Origin of the sequence: Bradyrhizobium erythrophlei, from assembly GCF_042430365.1 — a bacterium.
GTDB classification, from domain to species: Bacteria; Pseudomonadota; Alphaproteobacteria; order Rhizobiales; family Xanthobacteraceae; genus Bradyrhizobium; species Bradyrhizobium erythrophlei.
The window spans coordinates 81048-100828 of the sequence record NZ_JBHMET010000254.1; the positions used below are offsets into that span (position 1 = coordinate 81048).

A 19781-nucleotide genomic window follows, 5' to 3' on the forward strand; every position below is an offset into this window, starting at 1 on the left:
ATAGGCGCGTCGCACAGGGCTACGAGGCTATGATGCGGCGGCAACCGCCGCGATCGTCCTACTTCAGCATCTCGGCGAGCGTGTGCCCGAGCCGTGCCGGCGACGGGGAGACCTTGATGCCAGCCGCTTCCATCGCCGCGGTCTTGGATCCGGCATCGCCCTTGCCGCCGGAGATGATGGCGCCGGCGTGACCCATGCGGCGTCCGGGAGGCGCAGTGACGCCGGCGATAAAGCCGACCATCGGCTTCTTGCGGCCGCGCTTGGCCTCATCCTTGATGAACTGGGCGGCATCTTCCTCGGCCGAACCGCCGATCTCGCCGATCATGATGATCGACTTGGTGTGGTCGTCCTTGAGGAACAGCTCGAGCACGTCGATGAACTCGGTGCCCTTGACCGGGTCGCCGCCGATGCCGACCGCGGTGGTCTGGCCGAGGCCTTCCTGGGTGGTCTGGAACACCGCTTCATAGGTCAGCGTGCCCGAGCGCGAAACGATGCCGACCGAGCCCGGCTTGAAGATGTTGGCCGGCATGATGCCGATCTTGCATTCGCCCGCGGTCATGACGCCCGGGCAGTTCGGCCCGATCAGCCGCGACTTCGAGCCTGACAGCGAACGCTTCACGCGCACCATGTCGAGCACCGGGATGCCCTCGGTGATGCAGACGATCAGCGGGATCTCGGCATCGATCGCCTCGCAGATCGCATCGGCCGCGCCGGGCGGCGGCACGTAGATGACGCTCGCATCAGCACCGGTTTTCCCGCGGGCTTCCGCAACCGTGTTGAACACCGGCAGGTTGAGGTGGGTCGAGCCGCCTTTGCCCGGCGCGACGCCACCGACCATCTTGGTGCCGTAAGCGACCGCCGCTTCCGAATGGAACGTGCCGTTCTTGCCGGTGAAGCCCTGGCAGATGACCTTGGTGTTCTTGTCGATCAGGATGGACATGGTTCGTGATGCTTTCGCGAGACGAGCAGGGAAGGAGGTTAGTGGATACGCCGGTACACGCCGGTGAGCACATCGGCCCACCCTTCCGCGTCAGGCGAGAACTGGATTTTCATGTTGTAGGTGTTGTCGTCGACGACCTCGTAGACGTGGCGCGCATTGCCGCGCAGCGAGCCGCGCACCAGGATCAGCGAGTTGTTGACCCAGGCGCCGGAGGCCGGCGACGGCGGGTAATAGCCAAGCGAGTCGTGCCAGAACAGCTTGTAGGTCCGGTCCTCGCGGTCGTAGGTGAAGACGCCGTGGGTGGCAAAGCTCTCCTTGCCGTCGCGCATCTGCACGCTGTCCTGGATCAGGTAGAAGCCGTTCAGCGCGATCCGCGCGACGACGTGCGAGGTCGCCGGACCGCCTGCGGTCCAGCGCGATGGATGGACCATTTCTTCGCCGTTCCACTCGCCCGCGAAGACCGCGAGCTTGCGGTGTTCATCCAGCGGTGTCGGGGCGTCGAGATGATCGGCCATGGCTAGCCTCCCTTGACGGCTTTCACGATCTTCTGCGCGGCGTCATCGAGATTGTCGGCGGGCACGACGTTGAGGCCGCTCTCGCGGATGATCTTCTTGCCCAGCTCGACATTGGTGCCTTCGAGACGCACCACCAGCGGCACCTTGAGGCCGACCTGCTTCACCGCGGCGACCACGCCCTCGGCGATCACGTCGCACTTCATGATACCGCCGAAGATGTTGACCAGGATACCCTTCACATTGGGATCGGCGGTGATGATCTTGAAGGCTGCGGCGACCTTCTCGACGCTGGCGCCGCCGCCGACATCGAGGAAGTTCGCCGGCTCCATGCCGTAGAGCTTGATGATGTCCATCGTCGCCATCGCGAGGCCGGCGCCGTTGACCATGCAGCCGATCGTGCCGTCGAGCGCGACGTAGTTGAGGTCGTATTTCGACGCCTCGATCTCCTTGGCGTCTTCCTCGGTCTCGTCGCGCAGCGCTGCCACGTCGGGGTGACGGAACAGCGCGTTGTCGTCGAACGACACCTTGGCGTCGAGCACGCGGAGCTGGCCCTGCTTGGTGACGACGAGCGGATTGATCTCAAGCATCGCCATGTCCTTGGCGACGAACGCGGCGAAGAGCTGGCTGGTCAGCTTCTCGGCCTGCTTGGCGAGGTCGCCGTTGAGCTTCAGCGCCTGCGCAACGGTGCGACCATGATGGGGCATGATGCCGGTCGCCGGATCGACCGAGAAGGTGACGATCTTTTCCGGCGTCGCATGCGCGACGTCCTCGATGTTCACGCCGCCCTCGGTCGAGACCACGAAGGAGACCTCGGAGGTTTCGCGGTTGACCAGCAGCGAGAGGTAGAACTCCTTGTCGATGTCGGAGCCTTCCTCGATGTAGAGACGGTTGACCTGCTTGCCGTGCGGGCCGGTCTGCACGGTGACCAGCGTCTTGCCCAGCATCTGCTTGGCGAACTCGGCGACCTCGGCGACCGACTTGGCGATGCGGACGCCGCCCTTGTCGCCGGCGCTAGCCTCCTTGAACTTGCCCTTGCCGCGGCCGCCGGCATGGATCTGGCTCTTCACCACCCAGATCGGGCCCGGAAGCTGCTTTGCCGCCGCGTCGGCCTCTTCCGGCTTCAGCACCGGCACGCCGCGCGAGATCGCCACGCCGAATTCACTCAGCAGGGCCTTGGCCTGGTATTCGTGGATATTCATGAGAAGACGCTCCCAAACCCTCGTGCGGCGAATTTCGTGGAATTCACTTCAGCTTTGTGACTGGCATACCATATACCAAAGCTAGCGCAACCACAAAATTCGCCGGAATTTCATAATCTTGTGCCCGACAGTCGATTGAAACGGCCAATCGGGCGATTGCCAAACCAGATTACTTGCCGAGCAGATCGGGGGCGATCTTCTTGCAGGCGTCGACCAGGCCCTGCACCGCGCCGACCGACTTGTCGAACGCCTCGCGGTCCTTGCCGGCCAGCTCGATCTCGACAACGCGCTCGACGCCCTTGGAGCCGATCACGGTGGGAACGCCGACATACATGTCCTTCACGCCGTACTCGCCGTTGAGGTAGGCCGCGCAGGGCAGCACGCGCTTCTTGTCCCGCAGATAGCTCTCGGCCATCGCGATCGCGGACGCCGCCGGCGCATAGAAGGCGGAGCCGGTCTTGAGCAGGTTGACGATCTCGGCGCCGCCATTGCGGGTGCGATCGACGATCTCGTCGATGCGGGCCTGCGAGGTCCAGCCCATCTTGACGAGGTCGGGCAGCGGAATGCCGGCAACGGTGGAGTAGCGGGTCAGCGGCACCATGGTGTCGCCGTGGCCGCCGAGCACGAAGGCGGTGACGTCCTCGACCGAGACGTTGAATTCGTCGGCGAGGAAATAGCGGAAGCGCGCCGAGTCGAGCACGCCGGCCATGCCGACCACCTTCTTGTGCGGCAGGCCGGACGCCTTCTGCAGCGCCCACACCATCGCATCCAGCGGGTTGGTGATGCAGATGACGAACGCGTCGGGGGCGTACTTCTTGATGCCGGCGCCGACCTGCTCCATGACCTTGAGGTTGATGCTCAGGAGATCGTCGCGGCTCATGCCGGGCTTGCGCGGCACGCCGGCGGTGACGATGCAGACCTTGGCGCCGTCGAGTGCTTCATAGGAGTTGGTGCCGACGAGATTGGAATCGAAGCCGTCGACCGGCGAGGACTGCGCGATGTCGAGCGCTTTACCCTGCGGCACGCCTTCGGCGATATCGAACAGCACGACGTCGCCGAGTTCCTTGAGGCCGACGAGGTGCGCCAGCGTTCCGCCGATCTGACCGGAGCCAATCAAAGCAATCTTGTCGCGTGCCATGGGAAATCAGTCCTTTGAACTGGTAGCAGGAGGGAGGGAAGTTGTTTGCAAGGGTGGTTATCCCTTTCGAATGATCCATTCAAGTCGCGGACTGCCCAATTGCCGGCCCTGCCTGGAATTCGATCAGGCATGCCACGAGCGTATTCCAGCGTCCGGAGGAAGACGTCGAAAATGCGGCCCGAAGCTCAGGTTTCGACCAGCCCCGTGGTTGCGCCGCTCGCCGCCGAATCCTTGCGGCCGTGCGGCAGCGCCAAATAGGATTCCGAACTCATCTCGATCAGACGAGAGGCCGTGCGCTTGAACTCCATCGCCTCAACGCCCTCGGTGGCCAGATACAGCGACACCGGATCGGCTTCCGCGGAAGCCATCAGCTTCACGGCATTGTCATAGAGCGTGTCGATCAGCGAGATGAAACGTTTGGCCGCGTTGCGCTCGGCGTAGTCCATCACCGGAATGTGGTCGACCAGGATCGTGTGGTAGTCGTGCGCAAGCCGCAGATAGTCGGAAGCGGCGAGCGGCTTCTCGCAAAGATCCACAAAGCTGAAGCGCGCGACGCCGTGCGACGAGCACGGCACGGTCAGGACGCGCCCCTTGATCGCGATGGCGCGGGCCTTGTGCGGCGCATTGCCGGTCATCCTGCGCCACGCCGCGTTGAGCGCGGCATCGGCAGCGTCATCCGCGGGCACCAGCCACATCTTCGCGCCGGCGAGCTTCTCCAGCCGGAAGTCGGTGCGCGCATCGAGCCGCAGCACATCCATGTGATCCGAAATCTGCGCAATGAACGGCAGGAACAGCGCGCGGTTGAGACCGCCCTTGTAGAGATCCTCCGGCGCGACGTTCGAGGTCGCGACCACCACGGTGCCGAGTTCGAACAGCTTTGCGAACAGCCGCCCGAGGATCATCGCATCCGCGATGTCTGTGACGTGGAATTCATCGAAGCAGAGTAGCCATGCCTCGTCGAAGATCGACTGCGCGGTCAGCGCGATGACGTCGCCGTCGGCGATCTCGCCGCGCGCGATCTGCTGGCGATAGCCGTAGATGCGCTCGTGCGCCTCGGCCATGAATTCGTGGAAATGCGCACGGCGCTTGTGCTCGATCGGGCTCTGCTGGAAGAACAGGTCCATCAGCATGGTCTTGCCGCGGCCGACCTCGCCGTGGACGTAGAGCCCGCGCGGCGGCTCCGCGTCCTTGTCGCCGCCGAACAGCCGGCCGAACAGGCTCTGCTTGCGCTGCGGCTTGTAGCTCGCGAGACGCTCGTCCAGCGCGCCAAAGGCATCCGCGGCGCGCGCCTGCGCCGGATCGGCCTCGATCGCGCCGGAGGCGACCAGAGCCATGTAGTGGTCAAGGAAGGAACTGGGCGAGGTGGTGAGCATGAGCCCACCTTACGGCCCTAGTGCGCGGAAAATTGCAAGCCGTGAAATTGGGACGATGGGTATGCAACAGCGCGCTCTTGCATACCACGGCGGGCCGAACAGACCCGCCGTGCGCCCGGAACGTGCGCCGGCCTCACGCGCAAAGCGCGTAGGAATCCTCGACCACGTAGGGGCCGCCGCCGGTGGAGGCGCGCGCGGAAAACAGCACGAAGCGCGAGGCCATGAAGGTGCGGCTCGGGAAGTAGCCGCGGACGGACAGATAGTCCGCAACATCCTGGCTCGAGGCATCGTGCAGTCGCGCGAGCGTCACATGCGGCGTGAACTTGCGCCCCTCGGGATCGAGCCCGATCCGCTGCATCATCCGCTCGAGCTCGGCCTGCAGCTCGATCAGCGGCCGGCTTGGCTCGACGGAAGCAACCACTGCCCGTGGCTTGCGGCCGCCGAAGCTCGACAGACCGCTGAGCCTCACTTCGAACGGTTTGCGGTTCACCCGAAACAGCATCGACGCAATTTCGTTGGCGGAGACGTCGTCGATATCGCCGATGAAGCGCAAGGTGACGTGATAATTTTCGGGATCGATCCAGCGCGCGCCGGGAAGGCCGCCACGCAAGCTGGAGAGGGTTTGGCCGATATCGGCCGGAATTTCCAGTCCAGTGAACAAACGCGGCATCGCAAAAATCCTCGATGCGGGGGCGCGAGGTTTGGGAGCCCGCGCCTGTAACGACTCGGTGACGAATCACCGACGTCCCTTTTTACCCGAGTTATATGACTCTGCGAAGCACGCGGCGTTAACAGGTCGTAAACCTATGGGATATGTCGCGATCCGCTGCCCGATTTTCAACTGCGTTGCCCGGATAATGCGCCGAGAAGTGCCTCCACCGTGGGCAGGATGTTCCTCACGACGATATCCACACCCTCGGCCGTCGGGTGCATGCCGTCGGCCTGATTGAGCTTGGCGTCCGCGGCGACTCCATCGAGGAAGAACGGATAGAGCGGCACACCAAGGGACTTCGAAAGATCCGGATAGATCGCGTTGAATTTTGCCGCGTAGTCGCTGCCGTAATTCGGCGGCGCGACCATGCCGCAGAGGAGCACGGCGATCTTGCGCGCCTGCAACTTTGTGATGATGTCGGACAGCGCGGCGCGCGTGACGGCGGGATCGGTGCCGCGCAAGGCGTCGTTGGCGCCGAGCTCGACGATCACGGCATCGGTTCCCTCGGGCACCGACCAGTCGAGCCGTTCGCGGCCGCCCGAGGAGGTATCCCCGGACACCCCGGCGTTGACCATGTCGACCTTTATCCCCTTGGCTTCCAAGGCTTTTTGCAGGCGGATCGGAAATGCCGCGGCGCCCGGGAGGCCGTAGCCGGCGCTTAAGGAATCGCCCAGCACGACCATCTTGATCGGCTTGGCCATTGCTGCGGTCTGCGCCTCGGCCGGCGCGCCGGCCGCCGTCATCAAGCCCATAATCAACACGAGTATGTGCACGAACATGCGCAACCGGCCCTCGACCGCGGCGGCGGAAGTGCCATATGACCGAACCATGGACAGTCTCATCGAACCCTCTTCACTGACCGACGTCGAGCCGGACACGATTTCCGTCAAGAACGTCAATCTCTCGCTCGGCACCGGCGCGGCACGCGTTCATATCCTGAAAGATATCAGCCTTCGTGTGGCAGCGGGCGAAGCCATCGGCCTGATCGGCCCGTCGGGCTCGGGCAAGTCGACCCTTCTGATGGTGATGGCGGGACTGGAACGTCCTGACAGCGGAGAGGTGGTCGTCGACGGCACCTCGTTCAATGCCCTCGACGAGGATGCGCTCGCGCGCTTCCGCGGCCGCCAGGTCGGCATCGTCTTCCAGTCGTTCCACCTGATCCCGACCATGACGGCGCTGGAGAATGTCGCGGTGCCGCTCGAGCTCGCCGGCAACCCCGATGCCGCAGCGCGCGCCGCGCAGGAGCTGCAATCGGTTGGTCTCGGCGAGCGTCTGCATCATTATCCGACGCAGCTGTCCGGCGGCGAGCAGCAGCGCGTGGCGATCGCGCGCGCGCTCGCGCCCGACCCCGCGATCCTCGTTGCCGACGAGCCGACCGGCAATCTCGATGAGGCGACGGGCAAGCAGATCGTCGACCTGCTCTTCACCAAGCACGCTGAACGCGGCATGACGCTGGTGCTGGTGACGCATGACATCTCACTCGCGCAGCGCTGCGACCGCGTGGTGCGGCTGCGCTCCGGCCGTATCGACGGCCGATCCGCGACATGAGCATCGCGTCCGAAGTCGCGGTCCAGGGCCGCGCGTCGTCGCTTGCCTTCCGCTACGCGCTGCGTGAATTGCGCGGCGGCCTGCGCGGCTTCTACGTCTTCATCGCCTGCATCGCACTCGGCGTGATGGCGATCGCGGGCGTCGGCTCGGTCGCCGCAAGCCTCGGCGATGGTCTCTCGCGCGAGGGCCGCACGCTGCTCGGCGGCGACGTCGCGTTCTCGCTGATCCAGCGCGAGGCCAAGCCGGAGGAGGTCGCCTTCCTGCGCACGCGCGGCGACGTTTCGGTCGCGGCGACCTTGCGCGCGATGGCGCGCAGCAACGACGGCAGGCTGGCGTTGGTCGAGCTCAAGGCGGTCGACAGCAGATATCCGCTGCTCGGCGAGCTGACGCTCGAGCCGAACATGCCGCTTGCCGATCTCCTCGCCGAGCGCGACGGCGCCTTCGGCGCAGCGGCGGATTCGACCCTGCTGGCGCGGCTCGACCTGAAGCTCGGCGACCGCGTCACCATCGGCAGCGCGACCTACCAGATCCGCAGCGTGGTGGCGGCCGAACCCGACAAGCTCGCCGGCGGCGTCGGCCTCGGGCCGCGCTTCCTCGTCAGCGAAGCGAGCCTGCGCGCCACCGACCTGCTGCAACCCGGCAGCCTGGTGCGCTGGATCTATCGGGTGAAGCTGCTCGATGGCGCCAACGACGATCGCGCCACGGCGGCCTTGATCGACGGCGCGCGGAACGCCGCGCCGGAGGCCGGCTGGGAGGTCCGCAGCCGCAGCAACGCCTCGCCACAGCTCGAACGCACCATCAACCGGTTCACCCAATTCCTGACCCTGGTCGGCCTCGCCGCGCTGCTCGTCGGCGGCGTCGGCGTCGCCAACGCCGTGAAGAGCCATATCGACCGCCGCCGCGACGTCATCGCCTCGTTCAAGGCGCTCGGCGCCACCGGCCGCGACGTCTTTACGATCTACCTCACCCAGGTCGTGGTGCTGGCCGGCATCGGCTCCGTAATCGGGCTTGCGCTCGGCGCGGCGCAGCCCTTCGTCATCGTCGGCCTGTTCGGCAACGTGCTGCCGCTGCCGGTGGTGCCGGCGATTCACCCCGATGAGCTCGCGCTCTCCTTCATCTACGGCCAGCTCACCGCGCTCGCCTTCGGCCTGTGGCCGCTTGGCCGGGTGCACGACGTCCCGGTCGCCGCGCTGTTTCGCGAGACCGTCAACAGCGAATGGCATCGCCCGCGCTGGAGCTATCTCGCGCTGATGGCGGTCGTGATCGCGCTCTTGATCGCGGTTGCGATCGGGCTTGCCTACGACAAGCGGATCGCCTCGGTGTTCGTGGTCTCGTCGATCGCGGTGTTCCTGCTCTTGCGCGGGATTGCCGAGATCCTGATGGCGGTGGCGCGCCGATTGCCGCGCAGCCGCATGACCATGCTGCGGCTGGCGATCGCCAACATCCACCGGCCGGGCGCCCTGACGCCGTCGGTGGTGCTGTCGCTGGGGCTCGGGCTTGCCGTGCTCGTCACCATCACCCAGATCGACGGCAATCTGCGCCGGCAATTCCTGGCGGCGCTGCCGGAACGTGCGCCGTCGTTTTATTTCATCGACATCCCCTCCACCGAAGCGGACCGCTTCGGCGCCTTCCTCAAGCAGACCGCGCCCGATTCGACCGTCGAGGACGTGCCGATGCTGCGCGGGCGCATCGTCGGCGCCCGCGGCGTCAAGGCCGACCAGCTCAAGGCGAGCGTCGATTCGGAATGGGTGCTGCAGAGCGACCGTGGCCTGACCTATACCGGCGAGATCCCCAAGGGCTCGAAGGTTGTCGAGGGCGAATGGTGGGGGCACGACTACAGCGGCCCGCCGCTGGTCTCGATGGAGAAGAAGATCGCCGACGGCCTGAGCTTGAAGATCGGCGACGAAATCATCGTCAACGTGCTCGGCCGGGACATTCCCGCCAGGATCGCCAACTTCCGCAACATCGACTGGCAGGGCCTCGGCATCAACTTCGTACTGGTGTTCTCGCCGAACGCGTTCAAGGGCGCGCCGCACAGCCATGTCGCGACCCTGACCGAGGCCCATCCGGACCCGGCCGGCGACGCCCGCATCATCAAGCAGGTCGCCGACGCCTTCCCGATGGTGACGAGCGTGCGGGTCCGCGAGGCGCTGGAAACGATCGGCGGCGTCGTCAGCAACCTCGTGCTGGCGATCCGCGGCGCCAGCGCCGTGACCCTGATCTCGGCCATCCTGGTGCTGGGCGGCGCGCTTGCCGCCGGCCACCGCCACCGCGTCTACGACGCCGTCATCCTCAAGACGCTCGGCGCCACGAGGGCGCGGCTGCTCGGCGCCTACGCGCTGGAGTATCTGATGATCGGTTTTGCAACCGCCGTGTTCGGCGTCATCGCTGGGTCGGTTGCGGCCTGGCTGATCGTGACACGGCTGATGACGCTGAGCTTCATCTGGCAGGCCGGGAGCGCCGCCCTGGTTGTGATCGCCGCCCTGGTCGTCACCGTGGGGCTGGGGCTTGCCGGAACGCTGCTCGCACTGAACCAGAAGCCTGCCTCAGTGTTGCGGAATTTGTGACAATTTGTAGCGGCGGTTAACGCCGCTTTCTCCTATAAATACGGCGCCAGAGCGACATTCGGCCGCGCGTGGAAGCTTGCACCGGATGTGCTAATTTCCCACATACCAACCGGGTCGGATGGACGATTTGATGACACGGAATTAATGTTCCGCAAATCGGGCCATCTGAGATAGATTTACGACCGGCGCCGCAAATCCCTTGCGCTCCACCGGGACCAACCACGGGAATTCGACCATGTCGGACCTAGACCGCAACTACGCTTCTCCTTTCGGCCGGGCCGCCGGGCGCATTGACGCTGCGGCCGTCGACGCCGGTCTGCGCGCCTACATGCTGCGCATCTACAACTACATGAGCATCGGCCTGGCCATCACCGGCTTCGCCGCGCTCGGCGTCTACATGGCGGCGGTCACCGGCGACCAGTCCGCTGCCGTCGCCAAGTTTGGCAACGCCTATCTGACACAGTTCGGCTACGCGATGTTCGTCAGCCCGCTGAAGTGGCTGTTCATCCTCGCCCCGCTGGTGATGGTGTTCGTCATCTCGGCCGGCATCAACCGCCTGCAGCCGGCGACCGCCCAGTTGCTGTTCTGGGTGTTCTCGGCGCTGATGGGCCTGTCGCTGTCGTCGATCTTCCTGGTGTACACGCACACCTCGATCGTGCGCGTGTTCTTCATCACCGCGGCGACCTTCGGTGCGCTCAGCCTCTACGGCTACACCACCAAGCGTGACATGACCGGCATGGGCTCGTTCCTGTTCATGGGTCTGATCGGCATCATCATCGCGAGCCTGGTCAACCTGTTCCTGGCGAGCTCGGCGCTGCAGTTCATCGTGTCTGTTGTCGGCGTGCTGGTGTTCGCGGGCCTTACCGCCTGGGACACCCAGCGGCTGAAGAACGACTACATCTACGGCTACGCCTCGCAGGGTGGCGTGGTGGCCGAGCGTGCAGCGATCACCGGCGCACTCTCGCTCTACCTGAACTTCATCAACCTGTTCACGCTGCTCCTGCAGCTGCTCGGCCAGCGCGACTAAGCGCCCAGGCGAGTGGATCGATCGAAGCCCCGGCCTTGCGGCCGGGGCTTTTCTTTTGCGCAGGGCAAAAATAATCTTGCGGCATGTCGAACGCAGAAATCAGGCCCACCACCGAGGCCGACCTCCCCGCCATCACCGCGATCTACGAGCAGGCCGTGCGCTTCGGCACCGCGACGTTCGAGCTGATCCCGCCTGATCTCACCGAGATGACGCGCCGCTACCGGGCGCTGATGGACGGCGGCTTTCCCTATCTCGTCGCCGTGCGCGACGGTCGCGCGCTTGGCTACGCCTATGCCGGCCCGTACCGGCCGCGGCCCGCCTATCGCTTCACGGTGGAGAACTCGGTCTATCTGGATCCATCCACCCACCGCCGCGGCATCGGCCTTGCGCTGATGCAGCGCCTGATCAGCGAGTGCGAGGCGCGCGGCTTCCGGCAGATGATCGCGGTGATCGGCGATTCCGCCAATGCCGGCTCGATCGGCGTCCATCGCAAATGCGGCTTCCAGATGATCGGAACCCATCCGAGCGTCGGCCTGAAGTTCGGCCGCTGGCTCGATACCGTGATGATGCAGCGCGCGCTCGGCGAGGGCGCGACGACGGTGCCGGCGGACGAGTAGAATTTCGCAGCCCGGATGGAGCGCAGCGCAATCCGGGAAAAATCGAACGGGCGGACGACCCTTCCCCGGATTGCGCTTCGCTGCATCCGGGCTACGTGGCGTAGAACTTCGCGCCTACACCAGCGCCAGCTTGCGGTCGATGACCAGCAGCACGCGCTCCAGCTCGTGGCCGCGGCGCAGGATCAGCCCGGTCGCCGAGATCACGCTGTACATGCCCTGCTTGCGCGCGAGCCGTGGGTCTTTCTCGATGCGGTAGATCGGCACTTCGGACGCGCGGCGAAACACCGAGAACACCGCACGGTCCTTCAGGAAGTCGATCGCATAGTCGCGCCATTCGCCATCGGCGACCATGCGGCCATACAGATTGAGAATTCGGTTGAGCTCTAGACGATTGAACGTGACGCGATTGGGCTGGGGTGCCGTAGCGGCGGGGCGCGCCACGGCGCGGTTCCCGCTCGGATCGGTGTCCTCCGAGATCAAACTCATCGAGCGCCTCCTGTCATCTCGGTGACGATCCTGCTCCGAAAATCGGGTCCCACCTTTCGGGACCGTCACGAGGCTGACATGATCGCGCTAAGTCGGGGGCGCCGCAAGGGCCCATTCGCCATGCCATCCAGTGCGTTACGGCGCTGGGGCACGTCCGATTGGCGGCGGAAAAGATTCACGGGAACGTTAGCAGAATCATATTGCTGCCCCACTTCCGCCAATCGACCGCCCCGCTGCCCTGCGACAAGACAATCCTGCGTTGGCCCGGTCCTTTCGGTTCCGGATTCCTCAGCCCCCAGCCCCCCGGGGCCGTCGGGATCGGGCCTGTTCGCAGGGGAGTAATCCCAACACTGGGCCAACGAAAGTTGGTCCTTTTTGTTTTTGGGGGGTATGCGCGGCATCGCGCGATCACGACGCGCCGACGCAAGCTCGCATTCGTTTCAAAGGTTGCGTTTCAAAGATTGTCTGGATGCCGGTCGCGCAGACGCCTGTGGCGGAATGACGCGACCGAACCGATCAATGCAGCGACGTGAACGCTGCGCCGAGCATCGGCCCGGGCTTGTCGCGATTGCCATCCTGAACATAGACCGCCGCTGCGTCCACGCCGTCGCGTGTGATGTTCTCCAGCGGCACGGTCCAACTGCCGGACGACCCATTCCAGTCGCCGACCTTCAGGAGATTGCGCACAACGTTGTGGTAGGTGATCTCACGTCCGCGATTCTCGCCGCGACCGATCGAGATCGGCACCGCCTTCGAGATCGAGCAGATCCAGACCTCGCCGCGCGCCGCGGTCGGCGCCTTGGCGGCGGCCACCGAGACGTTGATCTGCTTGCCCGACAATGTCAGCGTCACCGGCACCGACATCACGCCGCTGGCCTTGTCGGTGTTCCTGATCGCATTGTCGATTGCAGTACGATCGCTGCCGATGACATGCGCCGAGCCGTTCACCACCATTTGCGGCGTATAGACATCGCGATCGCCGCGCATATGCGAGTAGGCCTTCTGGCGCGCACTGAAGCGGGAGTCGGCTAGGGTGTCCTTCCAGCCGAGATAGTCCCAGTAGTCGATCGGCATGCTGAGCGCGATGACGTTGGGATCCTTCGCGAGTTCACCGACGATCTTGTCCGCGGGCGGACAGGACGAGCATCCCTGCGAGGTGAAGAGTTCGACGACAGCACGCGGATCGGCGTGGGCGGGGCGGATGATCGCGACGATTGCGCAGATACCAAGGGCGCTCGACCATCGCGAGATACAATTATAGGCCATCATCGCTGTCATAGTGCGAACCGGTGGTGATGATTTCCATCCGTATTTGTACGGGGCATGACCGTGTCCCTTGATCGAAAGTGTCCCCTTTCGGCGTGCCCCAAAACGCGAGAAAGCGGCCTTTTTCATAGGCCGCCTTCTTTTTGGTCGCCACTCACTAAGCAGTGAGGCGCCGATCACAAATCCGCGTTAGGCCGCAAGTTTGCGCAGCACGTAATGCAGGATGCCGCCGTTGCGGTAGTAGTCGAGCTCGTCGAGCGTATCGATGCGGCAGAGCAGCGGGACGTTCTGCTTGGCACCGTTGCTGGAGACGATCTCGGCGGTCAGCGTCTGGCGCGGCCTCAAATCACCCTGCAGCCCGCGGATCGTGACCTTCTCGTCGCCCTTCAAGCCGAGCGACGACCACGACGTGCCTTCCTGGAAGGTGAGCGGAAGCACGCCCATGCCGACCAGGTTGGAGCGGTGGATGCGCTCGAAGCTCTGGCAGATCACCGCACGCACGCCGAGCAGGCGGGTGCCCTTCGCGGCCCAGTCGCGCGACGAACCGTTGCCGTATTCGGCGCCGGCGAACACCACCAGCGGCACGCCTTCGGCCTGGTACTTCATCGCCGCGTCGTAGATCGACATCTGTTCGCCGTCGGGCCAATGCTTGGTCAGACCGCCTTCCGGAATGTTGCCGTCGGCGCCCTTCAGCATGAAGTTCTTGATGCGGATGTTGGCAAACGTGCCGCGCATCATGACCTCATGGTTGCCGCGCCGCGTGCCGTACTGGTTGAAGTCGGCCGGACGCACCTGGTGCTCGCTCAGGAACTTGCCGGCGGGCGAGGTCAGCTTGATCGAACCGGCCGGGGAGATGTGGTCGGTGGTGATCTTGTCGCCGAACATCGCAAGGATGCGCGCATCGACCACGTCGGTGGTCGGCTCCGGCTCCTTCTTCATGCCCTCGAAATAGGGCGGGTTCTGCACATAGGTCGAGCTCATGTTCCAGCGATAGGTCTCGCTTTCGGTGGTCTTGATCTTGCGCCAGTTGGTGTCGCCCTTGAACACGTCGGCATACTTCTTCTTGAAGATCGTCGCGGTGACGTACTTCTTCATGAAGGCGTTGATCTCCTTCGCGGTCGGCCAGATGTCCTTCAGGAACACCGGCTTGCCGTCGTTGCCGGTGCCGATCGGCTCGACCGCGAGATCCTTGGTCACGGTGCCGGCGAGCGCGTGGGCAACGACCAGCGGCGGCGAGGCGAGATAGTTCGCCTGCACGTCGGGCGAGACGCGGCCTTCGAAGTTGCGGTTGCCCGACAGCACGGCGGCGGCAACGATGCCGTTGTCGTTGATCGACTTCGAAATCTCTTCCGGCAGCGGACCGGAATTGCCGATGCAGGTGGTGCAGCCGAAGCCGACCAGGTTGAAGCCGACCTTGTCGAGGTCCTTCTGCAGGCCGGAATTGGCGAGATATTCGGCGACCACCTGGCTGCCCGGCGCGAGCGAGGTCTTCACCCACGGCTTGGCCTTCAGGCCCTTGGCCGCCGCGTTGCGCGCCAAGAGGCCGGCGCCGATCAACACGCTCGGGTTCGAGGTGTTGGTGCAGGAGGTGATCGCCGCGATCACGACGTCGCCATGGCCGAGGTCGAAATCGCGGCCTTCGACGGCATGGCGATTCGATTCGCCTTCGGGCTTCTTGTATTCGCTGGTCAGCGCGGTGGCGAAACCGGACGACACCGCCGGCAGCGCGATGCGGCCTTCGGGGCGCTTCGGTCCGGCCATCGACGGCACGACGTCACCGAGGTCGAGCGTCAGCGTCGTGGTGAACACCGGATCAGCCGACTTGGCAGTGCGGAACAGGCCCTGCGCCTTGGCGTAGGAGGCGACCAGCTTGACGCGGTCGGCCTTGCGGCCCGAGGTCTTCAGGTAATCGATGGTCGCGGCATCGACCGGGAAGAAGCCGCAGGTCGCGCCGTATTCGGGCGCCATGTTGCCGATCGTCGCCTTGTCCGCCACCGAGAGGTAATCGAGGCCGGGGCCGAAGAACTCGACGAACTTGCCGACCACGCCCTGCTTGCGCAGCATCTGCGTGACGGTGAGCACGAGGTCGGTCGCGGTGACGCCTTCCTTGAGCTGGCCCTTGAGCTTGAAGCCGACCACTTCCGGCAGCAGCATCGACAGCGGCTGGCCAAGCATGCAGGCTTCCGCCTCGATGCCGCCGACGCCCCAGCCGAGCACGGCGAGACCGTTGACCATTGTCGTGTGCGAGTCGGTGCCGACGAGCGAGTCGGGATAGGCGACCTCGAAGGTGCCGGTCTTCTTGCCGACCGTCATCTTCTCCTTCTTGGTCCACACCGTCTGCGCGAGATATTCGAGATTGACCTGGTGGCAGATGCCGGTGCCGGGCGGCACCACCGAGAAGTTCGAGAACGCCTTCTGGCCCCATTTCAGGAACTCGTAGCGCTCCTGGTTCTGCTTGTATTCCTCGGTGACGTTCTTCGCGAACGCCTTGTTGTCACCGAAGAAGTTGACGATGACCGAGTGGTCGATGACGAGATCGACCGGCACCAGCGGATTGATCTTCTCGGCATCGCCGCCGAGCTTCTGCATCGCATTGCGCATCGCCGCGAGGTCGACCACGGCCGGAACGCCGGTGAAATCCTGCATCAGCACGCGCGCCGGACGGAAGGCGATCTCATGCTCGAGCTGACGCTTCTTCAGCCACTTCGACACCGCGACGATGTCGTCCTTCTTCACGGTGCGGCCGTCTTCGTTGCGCAGCAGGTTCTCGAGCAGAACCTTCATCGAGTACGGCAGCTTCGAAATGCCCTTCAGTCCGTTCTTCTCTGCCTGGGGCAGGCTGTAATAGACGTAGGTCTTGCCACCGACCTTCAGGGTCTTGCGGCATTTGAAGCTGTCGAGCGATGTCATGCGAGGAAATCCTAGTTCTCAGTTATACCCGGCAAGGGTATTAAAACACCGGCAACCAACGAGAGCCTGAGGTGGGCTGATGGCTTGCGGCCGCCGATTGTGTGCTGCATCAAGTTCCGGGCTTATAGAATCTTTCTAGAAGCACCGCCACACCGACAAGCGTGCGACAGCGTTGCGCGACCCAAAAATTCTTACGCGGTAGCCACAGGTTTCAGAGGGCTGTGACAGAAGAACGATGCGGCTCTCGGGACGAAATCTGAAATGCGTGCGCGGCGGCCGGGAGGTGTTTTCCGGACTCGACTTCGCGACCTCCTCCGGCGAAGCGCTTGCCGTCACGGGTCCGAACGGATCGGGCAAGACCTCGCTGTTGCGCGTCGTCGCGGGGCTCCTGGTTCCCGCAGATGGGGTGGTCGCGCTTGAAGGTGGCGAGGATGAGCTGAGCTTGCCCGAACAGGCCCACTATCTTGGCCACCGTGACGCTTTGAAGCCGGCGCTGAGCGTCGCGGAAAACCTCTCATTCTGGCGCGAGTTCCTCGGCGGCAAGGCGCAGGATGCAACGCATTGCCTGGCCGCCGTCGCACTCGACCATGCCGCGCACCTGCCGGCGGCCTATTTGTCGGCCGGCCAGCGCCGGAGGCTGTCGATCGCCCGCCTGCTCACGGTGCGCCGGCCGGTCTGGCTTCTGGACGAGCCGACCTCCGCACTCGACACCGCCGGGCAGGAGCTGTTCGTACGGTTGATGCGCGAGCACCTCGCCGGCGGCGGCATCATCGTCGCGGCCACCCACTTGCCGCTCGGGATCGACGCGCGCGACTTGCGGATGGGAGGCGGGGGATGAGCGAGCGACATTTTTTGTCATGGGGCAAAGGTCTCTCCGTCCCCTCCCCGCTTGCGGGGGAGGGCATAGGCCGCCTTCGGCGGCCGTCTATTAAAAGGACGCCGAAGCAAAGCTTCGGCTATGGAGAGGGGTGCCACACGACGTGCTCTCTCAATGGCAAGCAACCGAGATTGCCGGACCGGCGATTCCATCGAACCTCTCGCCCGGGGCCCCCCCTCTCCCCCGCCCTCCCCCGCAAGGGGGGAGGGAGCGCAGCGATTGCGCGGCAAGACGTGGGCTCTCACTGCACAAACAGCCGAGGTGTCGCATGACCGCCCTCGCCGCATTGATCCGCCGCGACATCAGGATCGCGCTGCGCGTCGGCGGCGGCGCGCTGATCGGCGTCTTGTTCTTCCTCACCGTCACCGTGCTGATGCCGTTCGCGGTTGGGCCGGACCTCGCGCTGCTGTCGCGGCTTGGGCCCGCCATCCTCTGGCTCGGCGCGCTATTGGCGAGCCTGCTGACGCTGGATCGCCTGTTCACCGCCGACCATGACGACGGCTCGCTCGACCTGATCGTGATGAGCCGGACCCCGCTGGAACTCGCCTGCGCGGCCAAGGCGCTGGCGCATTGGCTCGCCGCCGGGCTGCCGCTGATCGTCGCAACCCCGGCGCTCGGCCTGCTGCTCAATCTCGACGCGGCCGCAACGCTGGCCGTGGCGCTGACGCTGCTGGCGGGAACGCCGGCGCTGACCTTCACCGGCATGATCGGTGCGGCGCTCGCGATGACGCTGCATCGCGGCGGGCTGTTGCTGGCGGTGCTGGTGCTGCCGCTGTCGATCCCGGTGCTGATCTTCGGCGTCGCCGCCTCGCAGGCGGCGATCACGGGCCCGATGTCGTTTGGAACACCGTTCTCGATCCTGTGCGCGCTGTCGCTGGTCAGTTTCGTGATCGGACCATTTGCCGCAGCCGCGAGCCTGCGGCACGGGCTCGACTGAGATCGCGCCTGATCAATTCTTGACGAGAGCTTTTCGGCCAATTGCCTGCGACCCATCAGACGATTATCACGGTGCCATGACGCTGATCGACCTTGCCAACCCGACCAAGTTTCTGGCGCTGACCGCGCGCATCCTGCCGTGGCTGGCGGGCGCGACCGCGATCCTGCTTGCGATCGGTCTCTACCAGTCGGCAATGGCGCCCGACGACTACCAGCAGGGCGCCACGGTGAAGATCATGTTCATCCACGTGCCGAACGCGTGGCTGTCGATGTTCGTCTGGGGCGTGATGAGCGTGGCCGCACTCGGCACGCTGGTGTGGCGGCACCCCCTCGCGGACGTCGCCGCAAAGGCCGCCGCGCCAATCGGCGCCGCCTTCACCTTCCTCGCGCTCGTCACCGGCTCGCTGTGGGGCCGGCCGATGTGGGGCACCTATTGGGAATGGGATGCGCGGCTGACATCGGTCTTGATCCTGTTCCTGATGTATCTCGGCCTGATGGCGCTGTGGCGCGCGGTGGAGGATCCCTCCCGCGCGGCGCGGGCGGCGGCGGTCCTCACCCTGGTCGGCGCGATCAATATCCCGATCATCAAGTTCTCGGTCGATTGGTGGAACACACTGCATCAGCCGGCCTCCGTGATCCGGATGGGCGGATCGACGCTCGACAAGGCCTTCCTGTGGCCGCTTCTGGTGATGGCGATCGCGTTCTCGCTGCTGTTCATCACGATGCATCTGGCGGCAATGCGCAACGAGATCCTGCGCCGTCGCGTGCGCAGCCTGCAGATGATGCAGGCCAGCCGCATCGCGTTTTCGAGCGAAGCGGGCACCGGCTCGCGTGAAGAAAACGCGTCAAAAGAAATTGGGGCGACCTGACCCATGTCGCTTGGTCCCTACGCCTCCTTCATCGTGACGTGCTACGTGCTGGTCGCAGTCGTGGTGCTGCTCCTAATCGTCTGGATCATCGCCGACTATCGCCGACAGCAGGCGCGCTTGCGGGAGATCGAGGCCAGCGGCATGACCCGTCGCTCCGGCCGAAGCGCGACGGATGCATGATGAGCGAACAGACAACAAACTCGCCGCCGCAAGGCCGGCGCTGGCTGGTGGCACTGCCGCTGATCGTCTTCCTGGCGCTCGCGGCGCTGTTCCTGCTGCGGCTCTATGGCGGCGATCCCTCGAAGATTCCATCGGCCCTGATCGGCCGGCCGGCGCCGCAAACCGCGCTGCCCGCGCTCGATGGCCTGATGAAAGACGGCGCGCAGGTGCCCGGGCTCGACCCCGCCGCATTCAAGGGCAAGGTCAGCGTCGTCAACGTCTGGGCGTCATGGTGCGTGCCGTGCCATGACGAGGCGCCGCTGTTGACCGAGCTCGGCAAGGACAAGCGCTTCCAGATCATCGGCATCAACTACAAGGACGCGCCCGACAATGCGCGCCGCTTCCTCGGCCGCTATGGCAATCCGTTCGGCATCGTCGGCGTCGACGGCAACGGCCGCGCCTCGATCGAATGGGGCGTCTATGGTGTGCCCGAGACCTTCGTGGTCGGGCGCGAGGGCACGATCGTCTACAAGCTGGTCGGCCCGGTGACGCCTGACAACGTCGACCGCGTGCTCAAGGCCGAGATCGAGAAAGCGCTGCAAGCGGGAAAGTAACCGCGTCATCGTTTCGCAGCGTATGAAG

Annotated in this window: 19 protein-coding genes; 9 read left to right on the forward strand and 10 right to left on the reverse strand. The window is 64.9% G+C overall.

Annotated features, from left to right (window positions below):
* Positions 1-58: 58 nt before the first annotated feature.
* The 7 genes from sucD to ACFFWD_RS38345 all read right to left on the reverse strand — a co-directional run bounded on the left by sucD (position 59) and on the right by ACFFWD_RS38345 (position 6650).
* The gene (gene sucD, locus ACFFWD_RS38315) at positions 59-940 is read right to left on the reverse strand and encodes a succinate--CoA ligase subunit alpha (protein WP_376974548.1); all 882 of its coding nucleotides are present in this window, start codon (positions 938-940) and stop codon (positions 59-61) included.
* A gap of 38 nt (positions 941-978) precedes the next feature.
* Positions 979-1455 (reverse strand): DUF1579 family protein, encoded by a 477-nt coding sequence (locus tag ACFFWD_RS38320; protein ID WP_376974549.1) that lies wholly within the window; start codon positions 1453-1455, stop codon positions 979-981.
* 2 nt (positions 1456-1457) lie between these two features.
* Positions 1458-2654: an ADP-forming succinate--CoA ligase subunit beta gene (gene sucC / locus ACFFWD_RS38325; RefSeq protein ID WP_376974550.1), complete on the reverse strand. Its 1197-nt coding sequence runs from the start codon at positions 2652-2654 to the stop codon at positions 1458-1460.
* A 169-nt stretch (positions 2655-2823) separates the two neighbouring features.
* On the reverse strand, positions 2824-3792 hold the full coding sequence (gene mdh, locus ACFFWD_RS38330) for a malate dehydrogenase (RefSeq protein ID WP_376974551.1): 969 nt from the start codon (positions 3790-3792) through the stop codon (positions 2824-2826).
* A 185-nt stretch (positions 3793-3977) separates the two neighbouring features.
* The gene (gene zapE / locus ACFFWD_RS38335; protein ID WP_376974552.1) at positions 3978-5165 is read right to left on the reverse strand and encodes a cell division protein ZapE; all 1188 of its coding nucleotides are present in this window, start codon (positions 5163-5165) and stop codon (positions 3978-3980) included.
* A gap of 133 nt (positions 5166-5298) precedes the next feature.
* On the reverse strand, positions 5299-5835 hold the full coding sequence (gene thpR, locus ACFFWD_RS38340) for an RNA 2',3'-cyclic phosphodiesterase (RefSeq protein ID WP_376974553.1): 537 nt from the start codon (positions 5833-5835) through the stop codon (positions 5299-5301).
* A 167-nt stretch (positions 5836-6002) separates the two neighbouring features.
* Entirely contained in the window at positions 6003-6650 is a 648-nt protein-coding gene (locus tag ACFFWD_RS38345) for an arylesterase (RefSeq protein WP_376974577.1), read from the reverse strand.
* A gap of 55 nt (positions 6651-6705) precedes the next feature.
* On the opposite strand from ACFFWD_RS38345, the gene ACFFWD_RS38350 reads away from it, so the two are divergent.
* The 4 genes from ACFFWD_RS38350 to ACFFWD_RS38365 all read left to right on the forward strand — a co-directional run bounded on the left by ACFFWD_RS38350 (position 6706) and on the right by ACFFWD_RS38365 (position 11636).
* Complete coding sequence (locus tag ACFFWD_RS38350) at positions 6706-7425, forward strand: ABC transporter ATP-binding protein (protein WP_376974554.1); 720 nt, start codon at positions 6706-6708, stop codon at positions 7423-7425.
* Positions 7422-9992 carry an ABC transporter permease gene (locus ACFFWD_RS38355; RefSeq protein ID WP_376974555.1) on the forward strand — a complete coding sequence of 857 codons (2571 nt, stop codon included), beginning with the start codon at positions 7422-7424 and terminating at the stop codon, positions 9990-9992. Before ACFFWD_RS38350 ends, ACFFWD_RS38355 begins: the two co-directional genes overlap by 4 nt.
* A gap of 235 nt (positions 9993-10227) precedes the next feature.
* Positions 10228-11019: a Bax inhibitor-1/YccA family protein gene (locus ACFFWD_RS38360; RefSeq protein WP_376974556.1), complete on the forward strand. Its 792-nt coding sequence runs from the start codon at positions 10228-10230 to the stop codon at positions 11017-11019.
* Positions 11020-11102: 83 nt separating this feature from the next.
* Positions 11103-11636, forward strand: coding sequence for a GNAT family N-acetyltransferase (locus tag ACFFWD_RS38365; protein WP_376974557.1), 534 nt, complete (start codon positions 11103-11105; stop codon positions 11634-11636).
* Positions 11637-11750: 114 nt separating this feature from the next.
* Here ACFFWD_RS38365 and ACFFWD_RS38370 read toward each other — a convergent pair whose 3' ends face one another.
* From ACFFWD_RS38370 to acnA, 3 genes are all read right to left on the reverse strand, one after another.
* Positions 11751-12122: a DUF2794 domain-containing protein gene (locus ACFFWD_RS38370; RefSeq protein WP_376974558.1), complete on the reverse strand. Its 372-nt coding sequence runs from the start codon at positions 12120-12122 to the stop codon at positions 11751-11753.
* A 516-nt stretch (positions 12123-12638) separates the two neighbouring features.
* Positions 12639-13400, reverse strand: a complete 762-nt coding sequence (locus ACFFWD_RS38375) for a DUF1223 domain-containing protein (RefSeq protein WP_376974559.1) — start codon at positions 13398-13400, stop codon at positions 12639-12641.
* A 177-nt stretch (positions 13401-13577) separates the two neighbouring features.
* A complete protein-coding gene (gene acnA, locus ACFFWD_RS38380; protein ID WP_376974560.1) occupies positions 13578-16298 on the reverse strand; it encodes an aconitate hydratase AcnA in 2721 nt (906 codons plus the stop codon).
* A 235-nt stretch (positions 16299-16533) separates the two neighbouring features.
* On the opposite strand from acnA, the gene ccmA reads away from it, so the two are divergent.
* From ccmA to ACFFWD_RS38405, 5 genes are all read left to right on the forward strand, one after another.
* A complete protein-coding gene (gene ccmA / locus ACFFWD_RS38385; RefSeq protein ID WP_376974561.1) occupies positions 16534-17136 on the forward strand; it encodes a heme ABC exporter ATP-binding protein CcmA in 603 nt (200 codons plus the stop codon).
* Between the two features lie 307 nt (positions 17137-17443).
* Positions 17444-18112: a heme exporter protein CcmB gene (ccmB, locus tag ACFFWD_RS38390; protein ID WP_376974562.1), complete on the forward strand. Its 669-nt coding sequence runs from the start codon at positions 17444-17446 to the stop codon at positions 18110-18112.
* 76 nt (positions 18113-18188) lie between these two features.
* The gene (locus ACFFWD_RS38395) at positions 18189-18980 is read left to right on the forward strand and encodes a heme ABC transporter permease (protein ID WP_376974563.1); all 792 of its coding nucleotides are present in this window, start codon (positions 18189-18191) and stop codon (positions 18978-18980) included.
* Between the two features lie 3 nt (positions 18981-18983).
* The gene (gene ccmD / locus ACFFWD_RS38400) at positions 18984-19160 is read left to right on the forward strand and encodes a heme exporter protein CcmD (RefSeq protein ID WP_376974564.1); all 177 of its coding nucleotides are present in this window, start codon (positions 18984-18986) and stop codon (positions 19158-19160) included.
* Positions 19160-19753, forward strand: a complete 594-nt coding sequence (locus tag ACFFWD_RS38405) for a DsbE family thiol:disulfide interchange protein (protein WP_376974565.1) — start codon at positions 19160-19162, stop codon at positions 19751-19753. The genes ccmD and ACFFWD_RS38405 overlap by 1 nt, the downstream gene beginning before the upstream one ends.
* The last annotated feature ends 28 nt before the right edge of the window (positions 19754-19781 follow it).

Coding starts and splice junctions, on each gene's coding strand:
- sucD (WP_376974548.1), bottom strand. CDS start 940: ATGTCCATCCTGATCGACAAGAACACCAAGGTCATCTGCCAGGGCTTC.
- ACFFWD_RS38320 (WP_376974549.1), bottom strand. CDS start 1,455: ATGGCCGATCATCTCGACGCCCCGACACCGCTGGATGAACACCGCAAG.
- sucC (WP_376974550.1), bottom strand. CDS start 2,654: ATGAATATCCACGAATACCAGGCCAAGGCCCTGCTGAGTGAATTCGGC.
- mdh (WP_376974551.1), bottom strand. CDS start 3,792: ATGGCACGCGACAAGATTGCTTTGATTGGCTCCGGTCAGATCGGCGGA.
- zapE (WP_376974552.1), bottom strand. CDS start 5,165: ATGCTCACCACCTCGCCCAGTTCCTTCCTTGACCACTACATGGCTCTG.
- thpR (WP_376974553.1), bottom strand. CDS start 5,835: ATGCCGCGTTTGTTCACTGGACTGGAAATTCCGGCCGATATCGGCCAA.
- ACFFWD_RS38350 (WP_376974554.1), top strand. CDS start 6,706: ATGGACAGTCTCATCGAACCCTCTTCACTGACCGACGTCGAGCCGGAC.
- ACFFWD_RS38355 (WP_376974555.1), top strand. CDS start 7,422: ATGAGCATCGCGTCCGAAGTCGCGGTCCAGGGCCGCGCGTCGTCGCTT.
- ACFFWD_RS38360 (WP_376974556.1), top strand. CDS start 10,228: ATGTCGGACCTAGACCGCAACTACGCTTCTCCTTTCGGCCGGGCCGCC.
- ACFFWD_RS38365 (WP_376974557.1), top strand. CDS start 11,103: ATGTCGAACGCAGAAATCAGGCCCACCACCGAGGCCGACCTCCCCGCC.
- ACFFWD_RS38370 (WP_376974558.1), bottom strand. CDS start 12,122: ATGAGTTTGATCTCGGAGGACACCGATCCGAGCGGGAACCGCGCCGTG.
- ACFFWD_RS38375 (WP_376974559.1), bottom strand. CDS start 13,400: ATGACAGCGATGATGGCCTATAATTGTATCTCGCGATGGTCGAGCGCC.
- acnA (WP_376974560.1), bottom strand. CDS start 16,298: ATGACATCGCTCGACAGCTTCAAATGCCGCAAGACCCTGAAGGTCGGT.
- ccmA (WP_376974561.1), top strand. CDS start 16,534: ATGCGGCTCTCGGGACGAAATCTGAAATGCGTGCGCGGCGGCCGGGAG.
- ccmB (WP_376974562.1), top strand. CDS start 17,444: ATGACCGCCCTCGCCGCATTGATCCGCCGCGACATCAGGATCGCGCTG.
- ACFFWD_RS38395 (WP_376974563.1), top strand. CDS start 18,189: ATGACGCTGATCGACCTTGCCAACCCGACCAAGTTTCTGGCGCTGACC.
- ccmD (WP_376974564.1), top strand. CDS start 18,984: ATGTCGCTTGGTCCCTACGCCTCCTTCATCGTGACGTGCTACGTGCTG.
- ACFFWD_RS38405 (WP_376974565.1), top strand. CDS start 19,160: ATGAGCGAACAGACAACAAACTCGCCGCCGCAAGGCCGGCGCTGGCTG.